12 protein-coding genes are annotated in these 16,959 nt (G+C 66.2%); 4 read left to right on the forward strand and 8 right to left on the reverse strand.

What is annotated here, in order from left to right; translation table 11 throughout:
- Positions 1-93 precede the first annotated feature (93 nt).
- The gene (locus ACSION_RS11575; protein ID WP_435305992.1) at positions 94-1,773 is read left to right on the forward strand and encodes a long-chain fatty acid--CoA ligase; all 1,680 of its coding nucleotides are present in this window, start codon (positions 94-96) and stop codon (positions 1,771-1,773) included.
- Between the two features lie 268 nt (positions 1,774-2,041).
- A complete protein-coding gene (locus tag ACSION_RS11580; RefSeq protein ID WP_093486051.1) occupies positions 2,042-2,908 on the forward strand; it encodes a crotonase/enoyl-CoA hydratase family protein in 867 nt (288 codons plus the stop codon).
- Between the two features lie 194 nt (positions 2,909-3,102).
- On the opposite strand, the gene ACSION_RS11585 is transcribed toward ACSION_RS11580, so the two are convergent.
- The 4 genes from ACSION_RS11585 to prfB form a co-directional block, all read right to left on the reverse strand.
- Positions 3,103-5,292, reverse strand: coding sequence for an ATP-binding protein (locus ACSION_RS11585; RefSeq protein ID WP_435305993.1), 2,190 nt, complete (start codon positions 5,290-5,292; stop codon positions 3,103-3,105).
- Positions 5,293-5,295: 3 nt separating this feature from the next.
- A complete protein-coding gene (locus ACSION_RS11590; protein ID WP_093486055.1) occupies positions 5,296-6,435 on the reverse strand; it encodes a response regulator in 1,140 nt (379 codons plus the stop codon).
- 356 nt (positions 6,436-6,791) lie between these two features.
- Entirely contained in the window at positions 6,792-8,312 is a 1,521-nt protein-coding gene (gene lysS, locus ACSION_RS11595; protein WP_435305994.1) for a lysine--tRNA ligase, read from the reverse strand.
- A gap of 71 nt (positions 8,313-8,383) precedes the next feature.
- Positions 8,384-9,509 (reverse strand): peptide chain release factor 2 gene (gene prfB, locus ACSION_RS11600; RefSeq protein ID WP_435305995.1). Its coding sequence is split into 2 segments (ribosomal slippage): positions 8,384-9,433 and positions 9,435-9,509, totalling 1,125 coding nucleotides; the frame shifts between segments, so codons are not numbered across the junction.
- Positions 9,510-9,636: 127 nt separating this feature from the next.
- Here prfB and ACSION_RS11605 point away from each other — a divergent pair.
- Positions 9,637-11,547 (forward strand): diguanylate cyclase domain-containing protein, encoded by a 1,911-nt coding sequence (locus ACSION_RS11605; protein WP_435305996.1) that lies wholly within the window; start codon positions 9,637-9,639, stop codon positions 11,545-11,547.
- 4 nt (positions 11,548-11,551) lie between these two features.
- On the opposite strand, the gene ACSION_RS11610 is transcribed toward ACSION_RS11605, so the two are convergent.
- Positions 11,552-12,436, reverse strand: a complete 885-nt coding sequence (locus ACSION_RS11610; RefSeq protein ID WP_435305997.1) for a LytTR family DNA-binding domain-containing protein — start codon at positions 12,434-12,436, stop codon at positions 11,552-11,554.
- A 154-nt stretch (positions 12,437-12,590) separates the two neighbouring features.
- Here ACSION_RS11610 and ACSION_RS11615 point away from each other — a divergent pair, with 154 nt between their 5' ends.
- Positions 12,591-13,802, forward strand: coding sequence for an acyltransferase family protein (locus ACSION_RS11615; protein ID WP_435305998.1), 1,212 nt, complete (start codon positions 12,591-12,593; stop codon positions 13,800-13,802).
- A 4-nt stretch (positions 13,803-13,806) separates the two neighbouring features.
- Here the strand turns inward: ACSION_RS11615 and recJ are convergent, their stop codons facing one another.
- From recJ to greA, 3 genes are read right to left on the reverse strand one after another with little or no spacing between them, the layout of a single operon-like run.
- A complete protein-coding gene (gene recJ / locus ACSION_RS11620) occupies positions 13,807-15,528 on the reverse strand; it encodes a single-stranded-DNA-specific exonuclease RecJ (protein ID WP_435305999.1) in 1,722 nt (573 codons plus the stop codon).
- The gene (locus ACSION_RS11625; protein WP_435306000.1) at positions 15,525-16,478 is read right to left on the reverse strand and encodes a phosphoglycerate mutase; all 954 of its coding nucleotides are present in this window, start codon (positions 16,476-16,478) and stop codon (positions 15,525-15,527) included. The genes recJ and ACSION_RS11625 overlap by 4 nt, the downstream gene beginning before the upstream one ends.
- 6 nt (positions 16,479-16,484) lie before the next feature.
- Complete coding sequence (gene greA / locus ACSION_RS11630) at positions 16,485-16,952, reverse strand: transcription elongation factor GreA (RefSeq protein ID WP_175502069.1); 468 nt, start codon at positions 16,950-16,952, stop codon at positions 16,485-16,487.
- Between the last annotated feature and the right edge of the window lie 7 nt (positions 16,953-16,959).

Here is a 16,959-nt window from a genome sequence, read left to right on the forward strand (position 1 = left end):
CGGAACGGTATGCTCCCGACAGGCGCCCCTGTCGGCGCTCGCCCATAAGCATGCCGCGTGGCAGCCCGAAGACCCTGGGGAGGGAGCAGAACGATGAGTCAGGAACGTCCGTGGTTCAAGAGTTACCCGCAAGGCGTACCGCATGCGGTTGACCTGGAGCAGTACCGCTCCATCGTGTCCGTGTTCGATGAAGCGATCAGCAAGTACCGCGACCGCCCCGCGTTCCGCAACTTCGGCAAGACCCTGACCTACGGCGAGATCGACAAGCTCAGCCGGCAGTTCGCGGCGTATCTGCTGGGGGAGCTCAAGCTCAAGAAAGGCGACCGCGTCGCCATCATGATGCCGAACTGCCTGCAGTACCCCATTGCGATTTTCGGCGTGCTGCGCGCCGGGCTGACGGTGGTGAACGTCAACCCGATGTACACCCCGCGCGAACTGAAGCACCAGCTGACGGATTCGGGCGCCAGCGTGCTGCTGGTCGTCGACAATTTCGGCAAGACCGCGCAGGAAGCACTCGCCGGCACGCAGGTGAAACAGGTGATCACCACGGCGCTCGGCGACCTGGTGGGCTTCCCGAAGGGCGCCATCGTCAACTTCGTCCTGAAGTACGTCAAGAAGATGGTCCCGGACTACGACATCCCCGGCACCGTGCGCTTCAAGGACACGCTGACGCTGGGGCAGATGCATACGCTGCCCGAGGTCGACATCGACTCCGGCGACATCGCCTTCCTGCAGTACACCGGCGGCACCACCGGCGTAGCGAAGGGCGCCATGCTGACGCACCGCAACCTGGTAGCGAACATGCAGCAGGCTGGCGTATGGGTCGGCACCGGACTGGACTACGGCAACGAGGTCATCATCACCGCGCTGCCGCTGTACCACATCTTCGCGTTGACCGCGAATTGCCTGGTCTTCATGAAGCTCGGCGGCCTCAATCACCTCATCACCAATCCGCGCGACATGCCAGGTTTCGTGAAGGAGCTTAAAGCCACGCGCTTCACCGCGATCACCGGCGTCAACACGCTGTTCAATGGTCTGTTGAACACGCCCGGTTTCGACGAAGTCGATTTCTCGAACCTCAAGATGACGCTGGGTGGCGGCATGGCCGTGCAGCGCGCCGTGGCCGAGAAATGGAAGAAGGTCACCGGGGTGACGCTGGTCGAAGCCTACGGCCTGACCGAAACCTCGCCTGCCGCCTGCATCAACCCGATGAACCTGCAGGACTACAACGGCGCGATCGGCCTGCCCGTGCCGTCGACCGACGCCTGTGTGAAAGACGACGACGGAAACATGCTGCCCACCGGCGAAGTCGGTGAGCTCTGCATCAAGGGCCCGCAGGTGATGAAGGGCTACTGGCAGCGCCCCGAGGAAACAGCGAACGTCATCGACGCCGACGGCTGGCTGCACACTGGCGACATGGCGAAGATGGATGAGAGCGGCTTCTTCTATATCGTCGATCGCAAGAAGGACATGATTCTGGTCTCCGGCTTCAACGTGTATCCGAACGAAGTGGAAGACGTCATCGCCGGCATGGACGGCGTGCTCGAAGTCGCGGCGATCGGTGTTCCCGACGAGAAATCGGGCGAAGCGGTGAAGGTGTTCATCGTGAAGAAGGATCCCGCACTCACCGCCGATCAAGTGAAGGCGTACTGTCGCGACAACCTGACCGGTTACAAGCAGCCACGCCAGATCGAGTTCCGCACGGAGTTGCCGAAGACCAACGTCGGCAAGATCCTGCGCAAGGAACTTCGGGACCCACCCAAGAGCAGCTAACAGCCCTGTTCATGTTTGAGAAAAGGCCGGCTTATCGCCGGCCTTTTTCTTTTCTGTTCAGGACTTTAGGGTCTTTTTTTTGACGTCCGTCACAAATATGGAGGCTGGTCGGGCCCGGACAAGGTTTCCTTGCTGCAAGCGCGCGCGTGCACTGGATTTTAATTATTCGTTCAGGTGTAGGATCGGCGCGTGATGCCACCTGCGTCACACAAATCCGCCTCACCCGCATCCCCTGCCGCGCGGGCAAAACCCCTCCAAGGAGCTCTCCATGAACAACGTCGAAAAACTGCAGCGCACCCGTTCCTTCCCGACCATCCGTGTCGAGTCCGAACCCAGCGGTGACGCCCACTGGATGTACATGCACTCCGACGTCGCGCCCGGCGTCCGTCCGTGCTTCCGCAGCCAGATGCTCGACGACGTGCTGAGCTTCATGAACTCGATCACCCTGCGCGAATCGCAGCGCCAGCCCGGCAAGCTGCGTCATCTCGTCGTCGCGTCCGACGCCACGGCGTTCAACCTCGGCGGCGACCTGGAACTTTTCTCGCAGCTGATCCGCGAGAACAACCGGGACCGACTGCTCAGCTATGCGCGTCGTTGCATCGATGGCGTCCACCACCTCAACACCGGCCTCGGCGGCGACGTGCGCACCATCGCGCTGATCCAGGGCGACGCGCTGGGTGGCGGCCTCGAGATCGCGCTGTCGTGCCACACCATCGTGGCCGAGGAAGGCGTCGACATGGGTTTGCCGGAGGTGTTGTTCGGCCTGTTCCCGGGCATGGGCGCCTACTCGTTCCTGTGCAAGCGCGTCTCGCCGCAGGTGGCCGAGAAGATCATCCTGGAAGGCAACATCTACACCAGCGACGAGCTGTACAAGATGGGCGTTGTCGACGTGCTGGTGCCGAAGGGCCAGGGTGCCGCCGCCGTGCAGACGATCATCGACAAGCAGCGTCGTTCGCCGCACGCGCACCTGGCGCTGAACGCCTGCCGCAACCTTGCCCAGCCGGTCGGCTACGACGAACTGATGGGTATCACCGAGGTGTGGGTCGACACGGCGCTGACGCTCGGCGACAAGTCGCTGAAGATGATGGAACGCATCGTGCGCGCGCAGGAAAAGCGTTCGACCCGCGCAGCTTGACGTACCTGCAGTAGTCCGCTGTCGCAGTAACGCACAGGGAATACAGGGGAAATCAGGGGGTTGAAGCGCTGATCGCGCTTCAAGGGCGAGTCCGGATCATCGTACTCGCCTGGGACCCGCCCATCGGGCGGGCCTGCCGCCGCCATCCCGTCCGGATCATCCGCGCAACGCGGCATCCGAGTGTCCGACCGGGATCAGGACGAAGAACCCTCGCCGCCTTTCTCGATCGCGCCACGCAACCGCTGGCGTGCTTCCAACGCAGCCCGGCCATGGCTCAGGTGCGAATTCAACGCGGCCAGGCGGTGACGCCATTCGCGCGTGATTTGCCAGTCTGCCAGGCGCATCATCTCGCCCGCCGCAGCGGCGAGCTTCACCAAGCCGAGGTTGCTGGCCACACCCTTCAGCGCGTGCGCATGTTCTCGCAGGTGTTCGCCATCGCCCCGCTCCATCGCATGGGCCATCGCGCCGATACAACCATCCGCGTCATTGAGGCACTGCTCGATGAACTCGCGTTCGAACGCATCGCCCATCCCGAGCGCGGTGAGTTCGTCCAGCACGCTGACGTCCAGCACGCCATCGGAGACTTCCGCTCGCGTCGGTACGACCGTGGCCGTTGCGGCGACGCGGCCGGACGTGGCGATGTCGGCCAGTGCATCCAACAGTCGCGAAGCGACCACCGGCTTCGCAAGGAAAGCGCGCGCGCCCGCCTGTTCGCAACGCTGGATGGACTCCGGCGTGACGTCGGCGCTCAGGATCAGCACCGGTGTGCGGCTGCCGCTGCCGGCCTCCATCACGCGCAATTGCTTCAGCAGATCGAGACCGCTCAGTCCCGGCATGTGCAAGTCGCAGATCACAGCGTCGTAGGACGCGGATTCCAGCGCGTCGAGCACTTCCTCGCCACCATTCACGCACGTGATGCGGTGGCCGGCCTTCTGCAGCAGGCGCTGCACGACCATGCGGTTCGCCTCATGGTCGTCGGCGACCAGGATCTGCATGCTGCGCACGCGGGCGCGATGGCGCAGGAACGGATCCGAGAACGCGATGATGTTTTCGGCGCTGTTCGCGTCCGGCTCTTCCTGCAGCCACTCCGCATGCCCCTGCACGGCAGGCACGATGACCCGGTCCGGAACTGCATCGAACGGCAGTTCCACCCAGAAGCAGCTGCCACGCTGTTCGTTGCTCTCGAAGCCGATCGTGCCGCCCATCGCTTCGGTGAGGCCCTTCGCGATCGTGGTGCCGAGGCCGGTGCCGCCATAGCGGCGCGACAGGCTGACGTCGGCTTGCTCGAACGCTTCGAACAGGCGCTCGCGCAGAGCGACTGGTACGCCGATGCCGGTATCGGTCACGGTGAAGCGCAGGCGCACGTGCTGGCCATCGACCAGGGTCGGTGCCACGGTCAGGCGCACTTCGCCTTCGTCGGTGAACTTGACCGCATTGCCCGCCAGGTTCAACAGGACCTGGCGCAGATGACCGGCATCGCCGCGCAGCTTGGCCGGGATGGCGTCGTCGACCTGGCCTTCATAGCGCACTTGTTTGCCGCGGGCCTGCGGCATCAGGATCAGGCCGATGCTCTCGACCAGTTCGCGCGGCGAGAACTCGACGACGTTGAGTTTGACCTTGCCCGCCTCGATCGCGGAGATGTCCAGCACGTCCTCGACCAGGCCCAGCAGGGTCCGGGTGGAGGCCTGGATCGTCGACAGGCATTCGCGCTGCTCGGTATCCAGGCGCGTGGTGGCCAACAACTCGGACATGCCCGCCAGACCGTTGAGCGGCGTGCGGAACTCATGGCTCATGTTGGCGAGGAAGCGGCTCTTGGCTTCGTTCGCGCGGCGCGCTTCGTCCGTGGCGCGGGTCAGGTCGCGCAACAGGCCCGAAAGGTACATCGGCACGGCGATCAGGCCGAGCACCAGGCCGATGCCCAGTGTCGCGTTCGCGCGCCAGTAATCGTTCATCCACACCACCGCGGCGAACGCGGTGCTGGCCATGGTGACCGCAACCACCAGATAGCGGTTGCCGTAACGCAAGCCGTTGCCCACGGTGATCCACATCAGCACGACGTACGCCCACGACAGCGGCTCGCCCATGCCGTTCATCGCTGCGGCCAGCAGGCCGTAGTCGGCGATCATGCCCAGCGCGCGACGGGCGTGGGACTTACCCGGCTGGACCAGCAGCCACGCGAAGATGCCCAGGCCATTGACCAGCCCGGACGTGATGATGGTCAGGACGATGGTGTATTCATCGGCCGGCAGGGCCGCGCGCGACGAGGGCAGCAGCGCATAGGTCAGGATGATGGAGATCAGCGCAACGCGGATCAGCGCCTGGCCGTGCTCGCTGTCGCCGCGGTGTGCCAGCCGGGATCGTACCCAGGAGAAGACGTTGGACATGGCTCACTCCATCCCTGGACGGCTCTGCACCGTCGAGTAGCGTTCGCAGATGTCGTCCAAACGCGTCCGCCCGCGGATCAACGCGTCGACACATGCGGGGTCGAACAGGCGGCCACGCTGGGCGTACAGGTAAGCCAAGGCGGCGTCCTTCTCCCAGGCCTTCTTGTACGGGCGCGGCGAAATCAGCGCATCGAACACGTCCGCAACCGCCACTATCCTTGCTTCCAACGGGATCTCGTCGCCGACGAGGCCATCGGGGTAGCCGCTGCCGTCGTAACGCTCGTGGTGGCGCAAGGCGATGATGGCGCCTGCCTGGATGAAGCGGTTCTGGCTGCCGGAGAGCAACTGGTGGCCGATCTTCGGGTGCCGGCGCATGACCTCGGTCTCGTCCTCGGTCAGCGGGCCCGCCTTCATCAGTACCGAATCCGGAATGGCGATCTTGCCCATGTCGTGCAGCGGGGCCGCCATCTCGATGGCGCGTACCTCGTCTTCCGGCAAGCCGAGCTGTTCGGCGATCAGGCCGGCCACATGCGCCATGCGCTCGAGGTAGGCACTGGTGCCGCTGTCGCGGTACTCGATCGCACGCGCCAGGCGCGACAGCGTCTCGCGCTCGCGCTCTTCGACCTCGTGCATGCTTGACAGCAGGCGCTGCTCCAGCGAAAGCGCACGCTGCTTGACGTTCTCGGACTGCTGGCGGAGCTGCAGCAGATTGCGGCAACGGGCACGCAGTTCGCGCGGACGGACAGGCTTGACCAAGAAGTCGATGACGCCCGCTTCGAGGGCGGCCTGGCGGATAGGCTCGTCGCCCACCACGGTGATCAGGATGATCGCGATGTCGCGATGCATCGGCAGCCGGCGGAAGCGGCGGGCGAATTCCAGCCCGTCCATGCCCGGCATGCGGTAATCGAGCAGCAGCAGGTCGGTACGGTTCTTCTCGCACCACTCCAGCGCGGCCAAGGGGTCGCCGAAATCGTGGACGGCCAACTCGGACGCGATGTCCTCGATGACATGGCGCAGCATCGTGCGCGCAGACGTCTGATCGTCGACGATGACGATATTCAAAGCGTTACCCACCCCTTGGGGCCACATCAAGTGGCTGTCGGGCAAGGATACTCCGGCGGTGGCAACGCTCGCATCTAACATGTCGGCAGTCCTGTTCGACGACGCAGACCCCACAGGGGTCCGAGATCCACGAAGGGAACCGATGCGAATCGCGGGGCCCCCTCCCCCGATCTCTATCGGCGCGGACGGCCTGAAATTAACCGCCCTGCGTGTGAATCCACGCAGGAAGCGTGCCAGCCGGGGCCAGGGCATCTTGGGCTGGAACAACGGGACCTCCGTCACGGAATGAGGCCGTTCCGTCCATCCGTGACGGGCGACACACTGCGGGGGCGGTGGTCCGGCAGGGGTCCTGCTGCCGGGGTTGGACCTGCCGCGTCACACCGGCCGGAGCCGATACTGCCCCGGTGCGTCACTATCTTGACGCACCGGGCCTGCCGTCAACCCTGGCTTTCGGGCCGCATGTAGGGAAACAGCAGGACGTCGCGGATCGAATCCGAGCCGGTCAGCAGCATCACCAGGCGGTCGATGCCGATGCCCAGGCCGCCGGTGGGCGGCAGGCCGACTTCCAGGGCGCGGATGTAATCGGCGTCGAAGTGCATGGCTTCGTCGTCCCCGCCTTCCTTGGCCTGGACCTGGGCCATGAAGCGCGCGGCCTGGTCTTCAGGGTCGTTGAGCTCGGAGAAGCCGTTGGCCAGCTCCTTGCCGTTGATGAACAGCTCGAAGCGGTCCGTGTAGCCCGGGTTGTCGTCGTTGGCGCGGGCCAGCGGCGAGACTTCCACCGGGTGGTCGGTGATGAAGGTCGGCTGGACCAGGGTGTGTTCCACGGTCTTCTCGAAGATCTCGAGCAGCAGCTTGCCCCAGCCGTAGGACGGCTTCACATGGATCTTGAGGCGCGCGCAGTGGGCCACCAGCGCCTCGCGGTCGGTGCAGTCGGCTGCGCTGATCTCCGGGTTGTGGTGGCGCACCGCTTCGTCCATGCGCCAGCGGCGGAAGGCGGGCTCCAGGTCGATGTCCTGCCCATCCCAGGTCACCTGGCCGGTGCCCAGCACCTCGTGGGCGACATCGCGGATGACGCCCTCGGTGAGGTCCATGATCTCGGTGTACGTGGCGTAGGCCTCGTACAACTCGAGCATCGTGAATTCCGGGTTGTGCCGCGTGCTGACGCCTTCGTTGCGGAAGTTGCGGTTGATCTCGTAGACGCGTTCCAGCCCGCCGACGACCAGTCGCTTCAGGTACAACTCGGGCGCCACGCGCAGGTACAGGTCAAGATCGAGCGCGTTGTGGTGCGTGGTGAACGGCTTGGCCGCCGCACCGCCGGGAATGTAATGCATCATCGGCGTCTCGACTTCCAGGAACCGCCGCGTGTCCAGCCACTCGCGGATCGCACGGATGATGCGCGAGCGCTTGATGAACACGTCGCGTGCTTCCGGCGTGACGATCAGGTCCACGTAGCGCTGGCGGTAACGCTGCTCGACATCCGACAGGCCATGCCACTTGTCCGGCAACGGCCGCAGCGACTTGGTCAGCAGGCGCAGGGCCCCTGCCTTGACCGACAGTTCGCCGGTACGGGTGCGGGTCAGCCCGCCCTCGACGCCGACGATGTCGCCGATGTCCCAGCCCTTGAAGGCGTCGTAGGTGTCTCCCAGCGCGTTGGACTGCAGGAACAGCTGGATGCGGCCGGATTCGTCCTGGATCTGCACGAAGCTGGCCTTGCCCATCACCCGCTTGGCCATCAGGCGGCCGGCGAGCTTCACGTGCCGGCCCGCCCCTTCCAGCGCTTCGACGGTCCACAGGTCGGCATCGCCATACTGCGTCTGCAGGTCGCCGGCATAGTCGCTGCGACGGAAGTCGTTCGGGAACGCGATGCCCTGCCCGCGCAGGGCCGTCAGTTTGGCGCGACGCTCGGCGATGAGGCTGTTCTCGTCGGCGAGGGGTGTCGCGGGAGTCTGGTCGGTCATGGCGTCTGCGGATTGGGGGGACGGAAAGGGACGGCGGCGGGTCGCGACCGGCCCGGGGGCGGATCGCGGGATCAGGCGTCGATGCGTTTGGCGCCGGCTTCCAGGCCGGATTTCAGGCTGGCCTCGACGAACTCGTCCAGGTCGCCATCGAGCACCTTCTGGGTATCCGAGCGCTCCACACCGGTGCGCAGGTCCTTGATGCGGCTCTGGTCCAGCACGTAGTTGCGGATCTGGCTGCCCCAGCCGATGTCGGACTTGGTCGCCTCCACGGCATCGCGTTCGGCGTTGCGCTTCTGGATCTCCAACTCGTACAGCTTCGCGGCCAGCATTTTCATCGCGTTGTCGCGGTTCTGGTGCTGGCTGCGGCCGGTCTGGCAGGCCACGACTATCCCGGTCGGCACGTGGGTGATGCGCACGGCCGACTCGGTCTTGTTGACGTGCTGGCCACCGGCACCGGACGAACGGTACACGTCGGTCTTCAGGTCGGCCGGATTGATATCGATGTCGATGTTGTCATCGACTTCCGGCGACACGAACACCGAGGTGAAGCTGGTGTGGCGGCGGTTGTCCGAGTCGAACGGCGACTTGCGCACCAGGCGGTGCACGCCGGTTTCGGTTTTCAGCCAGCCATAGGCGAAATCGCCTTCCACCCGCAGCGTGGCCGACTTGATGCCGGCGACGTCGCCACCGCTGGCTTCCATCAGCTCGGTCTTCCAGCCGCGCGATTCGCACCAGCGCAGGTACATGCGCAGGAGGATTTCCGCCCAGTCCTGGGCTTCGGTGCCACCGGCACCGGCCTGGATGTCGACGAAGGCGTTGGAGCTGTCCATCTTGCCGGAGAACATGCGCTGGAATTCCAGCTTGCCCACGTGCACGGCATAGCGCTCGACGTCGGCGACCACGGCCTGCGCGGTGTCCTCGTCGCTCTCCATTTCGGCCAGCTCAAGCAGCTCGGAGCCGCCGGCAAGACCTTCCTCGATCTCGCGGATGCCGTTGACGGTCTTGTCGAGCAGCGAGCGCTCGCGGCCCAGCTGCTGCGCGTAATCCGGGTTGTTCCAGATATCCGGGCTTTCCAGCTCGCGGTTTACTTCTTCCAGGCGTTCGCGCTTGGCATCGTAGTCAAAGATACCCCCGGAGCGAGGCCAGCCTGTCCTGCAGGTCGGCGATGCGCTGGCGGATGGGATTCAGCTCGATCATGGTGCTCGTGAACGGGGGACGGAAACGGCCGGCAAGGATACCAGAGCCGGGCGCCGGACCCGCCGGGAGCGTTTCCGGAACAGGAATTGCATCGGATCACACGCCCTGCCCCGAGTCGCCGCCGGCCATGTCCCTCCCTGCTCCGTCGTCCCGTTCCCTGCTGTCGGGCTTGCTCGCCCTGGCAATGCTGGTCACCCTGCCCTCGTCCGCGGCGGCACCTGCCGAAGACCGTGCTGCGCAGGTCGGCCTGTGCCTGAAGATTCGTCGCGACGAACCGGTGAAGGCGGTCGCGCTCGCGCACCGTCTGCTGCAGGCGACCGACCTGTCGCTCGAGGACGAACTCAAGACGCTCAGTTGCCTCGGCATCGCGGCCGGCCTGAGCGGCGAACCGGAACAGGCGCTCATCGCGGCCGAGCGCATGGAACGCCGCGTGGGCGAGCGCCCCGACCTGACGCCCGACCTGAAGATGCGTGCCTATTCGCAGGCCGGTTCCATCTACCAGGGCGCCGGACACATCCACAGTGCGGAAGCGGCGTACCTGCGCGCCTACGAAGTGTCGTCACGGCTGGATGCGCGCGACGCCGCGCTGGTGCAGGCTGCCACCCTGACCAACATCGGCCTGATCCACGCGGATTACCTCGATTCACCCGACGTGGCCGACGAGTACTACCGCAAGGCGCTGGCCGTCGCGGCCACGGTCGGGCTCGAAGATCCCCTCATCCTCCACAACCATGCGCTGAACCTGATCTCGCTCGGCCGCAATACCGAAGCCATGGCCGTCATCACGCAAGGCGAGGCCATGGCCAAGGCCAAGCAGGCGCACGCCGTGCTGGACCGCCTGCATGCGGAGCGTGCTGGCCTCTGGATCCTGCAGGGCAAGCGGACGCAGGCCAAACCGTTGCTCGACGCCGCCATCCGCTCGCAGGAAGCCAGCCACGATTTCCCCGGCCTGGCCGGCTCGCTGGCGAAGCGTTCGATCCTGCAGCGGCAGTCGGGCGATGCGCCTGGCGCGCTCGCGACCGCGCGACGTGCCTGGGCACTGGTCGATGGCCAGCCGCAGCCGCAGAAGCAGCGTGAGGTACTGCTGGCATGGATGGCCGCGCATGCGGCGATGGGCCAGTCGGACCAGGCGCTCGCGGTCGGTTCGCGCCTGCATGCGCTGGAGATGGAATCGCTGAAGCAGCAGCGTCTCGAGCTGCTGGCCGACCTGCAGGCGCGCAGCGAGAGCGCCGATGCGCAGCGCGAACTGGAACAACTGCGCCATCAGGCGCAGATCAGCGCCCTCAACGACGACAAGGCACGCCTGCTGCGCCGGGCCGGCGGCGCCTTGCTGGGCTTGCTGGTGGTCGCGGGCGTCGGCTTCGGACTGCTGCAACGGCGCAAGAACCGCCAGCTACGCACCGTCAGCGCAACCGACCCGCTCACCGGCCTGCGCAACCGCCGCGCCGCCGGCGACGCCCTGCAGGCCATGTCGGCGCAGCGCGCCTCTCCCGGCATGCGCCATGTGCTGTTCCTGATCGATATCGACCATTTCAAGAAGGTCAACGACGGCTTCGGTCATCACGCGGGCGACGATGTGCTGGTGGACATCGCCGATGCGCTTCGCGCCCTGTGCCGCCCGGGCGATGTGATTGCCCGTTGGGGTGGCGAGGAGTTCCTGATGGCCTGCCCCGACCTCACCGCGGCACAGGCCTGCACGGTTGCCGCGCGCCTGCACGAGCGTCTTGGCGGAGCCCGCGAACTCGCGCCGGGACGCGCCTGGGATCTCACCGTTTCGTTGGGTTTCGCGCCGTTCCCATTCTTCGAGGAGGGCCGTGAAGGCTGGGAGTACGCCATTCGGTTGGCAGACCGTGCGCTCTACGCCGCCAAGGACCGTCGGAATGCATGGGCGGGTCTGTGGGGCCGCACGCTGCCCGATGGGACCAGCGCCGCTGGCGTACTGGAAGAGCCCGAGAGCGCCGTGCGTGGTGGCCACGTGGATCTGATGGCGAGCTACGCCATCGAACGCCTGCCCAACGTGGTCATGCGGGCGGCCTGATCGTCTACGCCGGCTCCGCGCCGGTGCGCGCCCGCAGGTCCTGCCGATAACGCCGACTGCAGGGCAGCGTGGTGCCGTCGCGCAGGTGCACGCGCGCGTCGCCGGTATCCAGCGGCTCGATGGACGCGACATGGTCCAGCGCCACCACATAGCTGCGATGGATGCGCGCGAAGCGGCGGGGATCGAGGCGGGACTCGATGCCCGCGATCGTGCTGCGCAGCGGGTAGTCGTGGCCACGCACGCGCAGGTTGACGTAGTTGCCTGCTGCCTGCAGCCACTCGATATCGTTCGCCGCAACGAGGAATTCGCGCCCCAGCTTGCGGATCAGGAAGCGTTCGGGGCGGTCCACCGGCTCAAGGGCCGGGCCTTCGTCCGGTTCCGAGAGCAGGCTGGCTTCGCCCTGCCAACGTCGCAGCAGCAGGCGGTAAGCCTCCATGGTCAGCACGATGTAGGCGAAGCTGCGAATGTCCTTCAGGTATTCGTAAAGCAGTTCCCGCGGCCAGGGACCGAACTCGTAGGACATGCCCTGCGTCCGGTACACGGCCATGCGGAGCAGCACCATGCCCACCACGTGCACGAGGCAGACCACGATGCTGGCGACCGCATACCGCGCCAGCTGTCGACGCCAGTCGCCCCATTGGAACGGGTAGCGCCGGGTGAACCACGCCATGGCCGGCAGCACCACCAGCAACCACATGACCGCACTGCTGGTTTCCCACACCGCCGGTTCCCACGCCTGGATCGAGGACTCGCCCCGCCGCAGCTCCATCAGGGTCGTGATGCTGTTGGCGATGCAGTTCGCACCGGTCATCGCGACCCAGAAGCCGACCTCCGCCACGCGCCTCCAGGGCAGGTAGCGTTCGTAGGAAAGCGTGGCGCGGTCGGTCATGCGCGCATTCTAGCCCTGGGCCCTGCAAGCGCCTTCGCGATTCGTCCCCGCATGCCCTCCACTCGCCCCACAACCCGCCCGACATGTCCCTTCGCGATGGCCCCGCATGCGAGGACGACCCACGCTGGCACCTCCGCCGACGATGGAATCTCTCATGCAACGCCGCCACGACTTGGATTGGGTTCGCGTCTGTGCCTTCGGGCTGCTGGTGCTTTACCACGTGGGCATGTACTACGTGACCTGGGACTGGCACGTGAAAAGCCCTGCCGCCAGCGATGCGCTGGAGCCGTTCATGCTGCTCAGCTCGCCGTGGCGGTTGGCGCTGCTGTTCCTCGTCTCGGGCGCCGCTACCGCCTTCCTGCTCGAGAAGGTCCAGCGTGGCGCAACCGCTGAAGGGCGGCCTGCACGCTTCCTGGGCGGCCGTTCGTGGCGCCTGCTGCTGCCGCTGGTCTTCGGCATGCTGGTGATCGTGCCCCCGCAGTCCTACTACGAAGTCGTCGAGCAACTTCCCGGGGGCTACCACGAGGGCTATCTGGCCTTCTATCGCCGCTACCTGACCGGCTACGACGGGTTCTGCGACAGCGACGGTTGCCTTGACGTGCCGACCTGGAACCACCTGTGGTTCGTCGCCTACCTGTGGTGCTACACGGTGTTGCTCTGGTGCCTGTGGCGCGTGTTGCCGCGCGTGCTGGCAGCCGTGGGCACCGCGCTGGATCGGCCGTTGGCCGGCCTCGGGATACTCGTGTGGCCGGCGGTGTTCCTGGGTGCGGTGCGCGTGGCGCTGGTGGGTCGTTTCGAACAGACGCACGCGTTGGTTGACGATTGGTACAACCACGCGCAGTACTTCAGCGTGTTCCTGTTGGGCTTCCTGATCGCAAGGAAGGACGGGATATGGGACGCCATGGCCCGTGTGCGCTGGATCGCGCTGGCGCTCTGGCTGGCGAGCTGGGCGGGGCTGATCGCTTACTTCGTCCGCTTCGACGGCGTGCAGCCGCCCGAGCTGCTGCGGATGGCCATGAGGCTGGTGTGGGGACTGGACCAATGGTGCGCCATCGTCGCCGTGCTCGGCTTCGCACGACAATGGAACCCCGGGGATAGTCGTCTGCTTCGCTATCTGGTGCCGGCGGTGTTCCCGGTTTACATCCTGCACCAGACGGTCACGGTGGTGGTCGCGCACCATCTCAAGCCCCTGGCGATTCCGCCGCTGGCGGAAGGCCTGCTGCTGGTCGCGATCACCTTTGCCGCCTGCTTCGCAGGTTACGAGGCGATACGCAGGATCGGCGTGTTGCGGCCATTGTTCGGCCTAAAGAGAAAAGCCGACGCGCGTGCATCGGCGTCCGCACCTCTGGCCGCGTCAGACGCGTGAAGGCTCAGTCCGCGGCTTGCCAATGCCGGATCAGCAACTGGATGCCGCGACGGTTCTGCCAGTCGTCGGTCTCCAACTGGTAGGCCGCATGGATGCGGCTGGGCGGTGGCCGGTCGTGCCAGCCGTTGAAGTGGATCGCATTGAGCGGTGCGGCGTGGCCGGACAGACGCAGCGAGAACTTCAGGTGTTTCTCACCGATCACGCGCCAATCCAGCACGTCGAAACGGCCGTCGAACATCGGCTCGGGGAACCCCTGCCCCCAAGGCCCGGCGCTGCGCAGCGCGTCGGCATGGACGCGATCGAGTTCATCGGACAGCAACTCGCCATCGCTCAGCAGCACTTCCTGCAACATCGCGTCATCGAGCAGCTTCGAGGCCTGCTCGTGGAAGGCTTCACGGAAGGCGGGCAATGCGCTTTCGTCCAGCGACAACCCGGCCGCCATCGCATGACCACCGAAACGCTGCATCAAACCCGGGTTCGCCGCATCGATCGCGGCCAGCGCATCACGGATGTGGAACCCTGGGATGGAGCGCGCCGATCCGCGCAGAACATGGCTACCAGGCTCGGCGGGTGCGAATGCGATCACCGGGCGATGCAGGCGCTCCTTGATCTTCGAGGCCACCAACCCGACCACGCCCGGATGCCACTCCGGATCGAACAGGCACGGCGCGAGGGGTACGGTGCCCTCGACGTCGATGCGCGCCAGCGCGGCCTGTGCTTCGTCCACCATCTGCTGCTGGACGCCACGACGCTCGGCATTGATGCCGTCCAGCACGCGGGCCATCTCGCCAGCCTGGGTGGCATCGTCGGTCAGCAAACAGGCGATGCCGAGGGCCATGTCTTCCAATCGGCCTGCTGCGTTCAGGCGCGGCGCGATGGAGAAGCCGATATCCGCCGCGGTGAGCCGCGCTGCGTCACGACCGGCGACATGGATCAAGGCCTGCAATCCTGCGCAGGCCTGGCCCCCACGCAAGCGGCGCAGGCCCGCCCCGACGAGCGCACGGTTGTTGGCATCCAGGGGTACAAGGTCCGCGACGGTGCCGACGGCGACCAAGTCGAGCAGCGACGAAAGATCAGGCTCGGGACCGTCGAACGCGCCGCGCTCGCGCAGCACGCGCCGTAGCGCGAGCAGCACGTAGAACATCACGCCCACGCCCGCCAGCACCTTGCTGGGGAACGGATCGCCGCGCAGGTTGGGATTGACGATGGCATCCGCCGGCGGCAACGCCTCACCGGGCAGATGGTGATCGGTCACCAACACCTGCCAGCCGCGCGCCTTGGCCGCGGCGATGCCTGCATGGCACGCAATGCCGTGGTCGACGGTGACCAGCAGCTCGGGCGATAGCGCGTCCAGCTCCTCGACCAATGAAGGTGACAACCCGTAGCCATGGACCATGCGGTTGGGTACCGCCGGCGTGACCCGTCGAGCCCCCAGCAGGCAAAGGCCGCGCACACCGACCGCGCATGCCGTGGCGCCATCGCAGTCGAAATCGCCGACGATGACGATGTGGCGATTGGCGACGATGGCGTCGGCCAACAGCGCCGTGGCAGCGTCCATGCCACCGAGCAGATCGGGGGGCAGGAGTTGGGCAAGCCTGGGCTGCGCCTGCTCCATCGAACTCGCGCCGCGAGCTTCATACACCCGCTGCAGCAGGATGGGCACGCTCGCGGGCCAGGTGCCTGCCGCGCCGGCGTCGCGTCGCCGGATCCGCGCGTCGGACCTCATGCCGGCACGTGGTCGGGACGCACCGTGTCCAGGCGCGACAACGCGCGGCGCCAGAATCGCCAACGCTGGTCGCGGCGAAGCGCGAACAAGGCGCCGTCCTCGAAATCCAACGTCAACGTATCGAGCTCACCCTTCTTCAAAGCCTCCAGCAACGGACGCAGCGCATCGCGGCACAGCAGGTCGAGGTTGCGCAGATGGCGCAGGTCGATCAGCGCATCCACCCCACCCTCGCCACCCGCATGGCTGGCATCCACGCCCGCCGACTGCGCCAGCGCCTGCAGCAACACGTCATTGCCCTTCACCTGGCGGAAACCGGTGCGGACGAAATCCGGCAGCGTGCCCGCGCCCCAGAACCACAGCGAATTGACCGGCGGCTTGCCCTGGGCCACGCGCTGCGCGTTCCAAGGGTGGTTGTGCAGCAGTACTTGCGCCTCGCTCAGCAAGGCTCGCCAGCGTCGACCTGCATCGCCGTGCGGCAGGTGCGCGAACAGGTCGTCGCCCAGCACGTCGTCCACCGGTACGAACTCGGGCAACTGCGCATCCAGCGGCAGGCGCAGATACCAGCGCGCCGGATGCGGGGCATCCAGCAGCATGCCCGCGTCGCCGAACAGGGGCTTGAGCACTGGCAACAGGTTCGCCGCATCTTCCGCCGAAAGGCCGAGCGATTCGCCATGCGCGAGCATGCGCGCGCCGGTCATGTCGGGCGACACCCGCACGGGATCCGCGCGCAACCAGCGCGCACCCGCGGCATCGCCCGCATCGTGCTGGCGGGTCAACGCCGCGATCGGCCAGTGATCGGGCACCAGGTGGAACTGGCGCCGCAACTGCGCGCGCTCGCCCGCATCCACCTGACGGCTGTCGCTGCGGCCCAAGGCCCGTGCCACGTCATCGGGCAGCGCCTGCCCGACAAGGCGCGTGCGCGTGGGCAGCAGCAGGGTGGCCTGGGCCATCGGGGCTCAGTCGTCGCTGTACGAGACGCCGACGATTTCGTACTCGCGCTGGCCGGCCGGCGCATCGATGGTGACCGAATCGCCTTCGTGCTTGCCGATCAGGGCGCGGGCCAGCGGCGAGGAGATCGCGATCAGGCCCAGTTTGATATCGGCCTCAAGATCGCCGACGACCTGGTAGCGCTTCTCTTCGTCGGTATCCACGTCCGCCAGCACCACCTTCGCGCCGAACACGATGCGCGAGCCGGCATTGAGCTTGCTCACGTCGATGATCTCGGAATGCGAAAGCTCGCCTTCCAACTGCTTGATGCGGCCTTCGATGAAGCCCTGCTGCTCGCGGGCGGCGTGGTACTCGGCGTTTTCCTTCAAGTCGCCGTGCGCACGCGCCTCGGCGATCGCGGCGATCACTTCCGGACGCTTGACCGTCTTCAGAAGGTCCAGTTCCTGGCGCAGGCGCTGTGCGCCCTGCATCGTCAATGGGGCT

Source organism: Pseudoxanthomonas sp. LjRoot125 (assembly GCF_964252705.1).
Lineage (GTDB): Bacteria > Pseudomonadota > Gammaproteobacteria > Xanthomonadales > Xanthomonadaceae > Pseudoxanthomonas_A.

Bases quoted from the DNA above. Each gene is read 5' to 3' on its own strand.
- ACSION_RS11575 (WP_435305992.1), top strand. From the start codon at position 94: ATGAGTCAGGAACGTCCGTGGTTCAAGAGTTACCCGCAAGGCGTACCG.
- ACSION_RS11580 (WP_093486051.1), top strand. From the start codon at position 2,042: ATGAACAACGTCGAAAAACTGCAGCGCACCCGTTCCTTCCCGACCATC.
- ACSION_RS11585 (WP_435305993.1), bottom strand. From the start codon at position 5,292: ATGTCCAACGTCTTCTCCTGGGTACGATCCCGGCTGGCACACCGCGGC.
- ACSION_RS11590 (WP_093486055.1), bottom strand. From the start codon at position 6,435: ATGTTAGATGCGAGCGTTGCCACCGCCGGAGTATCCTTGCCCGACAGC.
- lysS (WP_435305994.1), bottom strand. From the start codon at position 8,312: ATGACCGACCAGACTCCCGCGACACCCCTCGCCGACGAGAACAGCCTC.
- ACSION_RS11605 (WP_435305996.1), top strand. From the start codon at position 9,637: ATGTCCCTCCCTGCTCCGTCGTCCCGTTCCCTGCTGTCGGGCTTGCTC.
- ACSION_RS11610 (WP_435305997.1), bottom strand. From the start codon at position 12,436: ATGACCGACCGCGCCACGCTTTCCTACGAACGCTACCTGCCCTGGAGG.
- ACSION_RS11615 (WP_435305998.1), top strand. From the start codon at position 12,591: ATGCAACGCCGCCACGACTTGGATTGGGTTCGCGTCTGTGCCTTCGGG.
- recJ (WP_435305999.1), bottom strand. From the start codon at position 15,528: ATGAGGTCCGACGCGCGGATCCGGCGACGCGACGCCGGCGCGGCAGGC.
- ACSION_RS11625 (WP_435306000.1), bottom strand. From the start codon at position 16,478: ATGGCCCAGGCCACCCTGCTGCTGCCCACGCGCACGCGCCTTGTCGGG.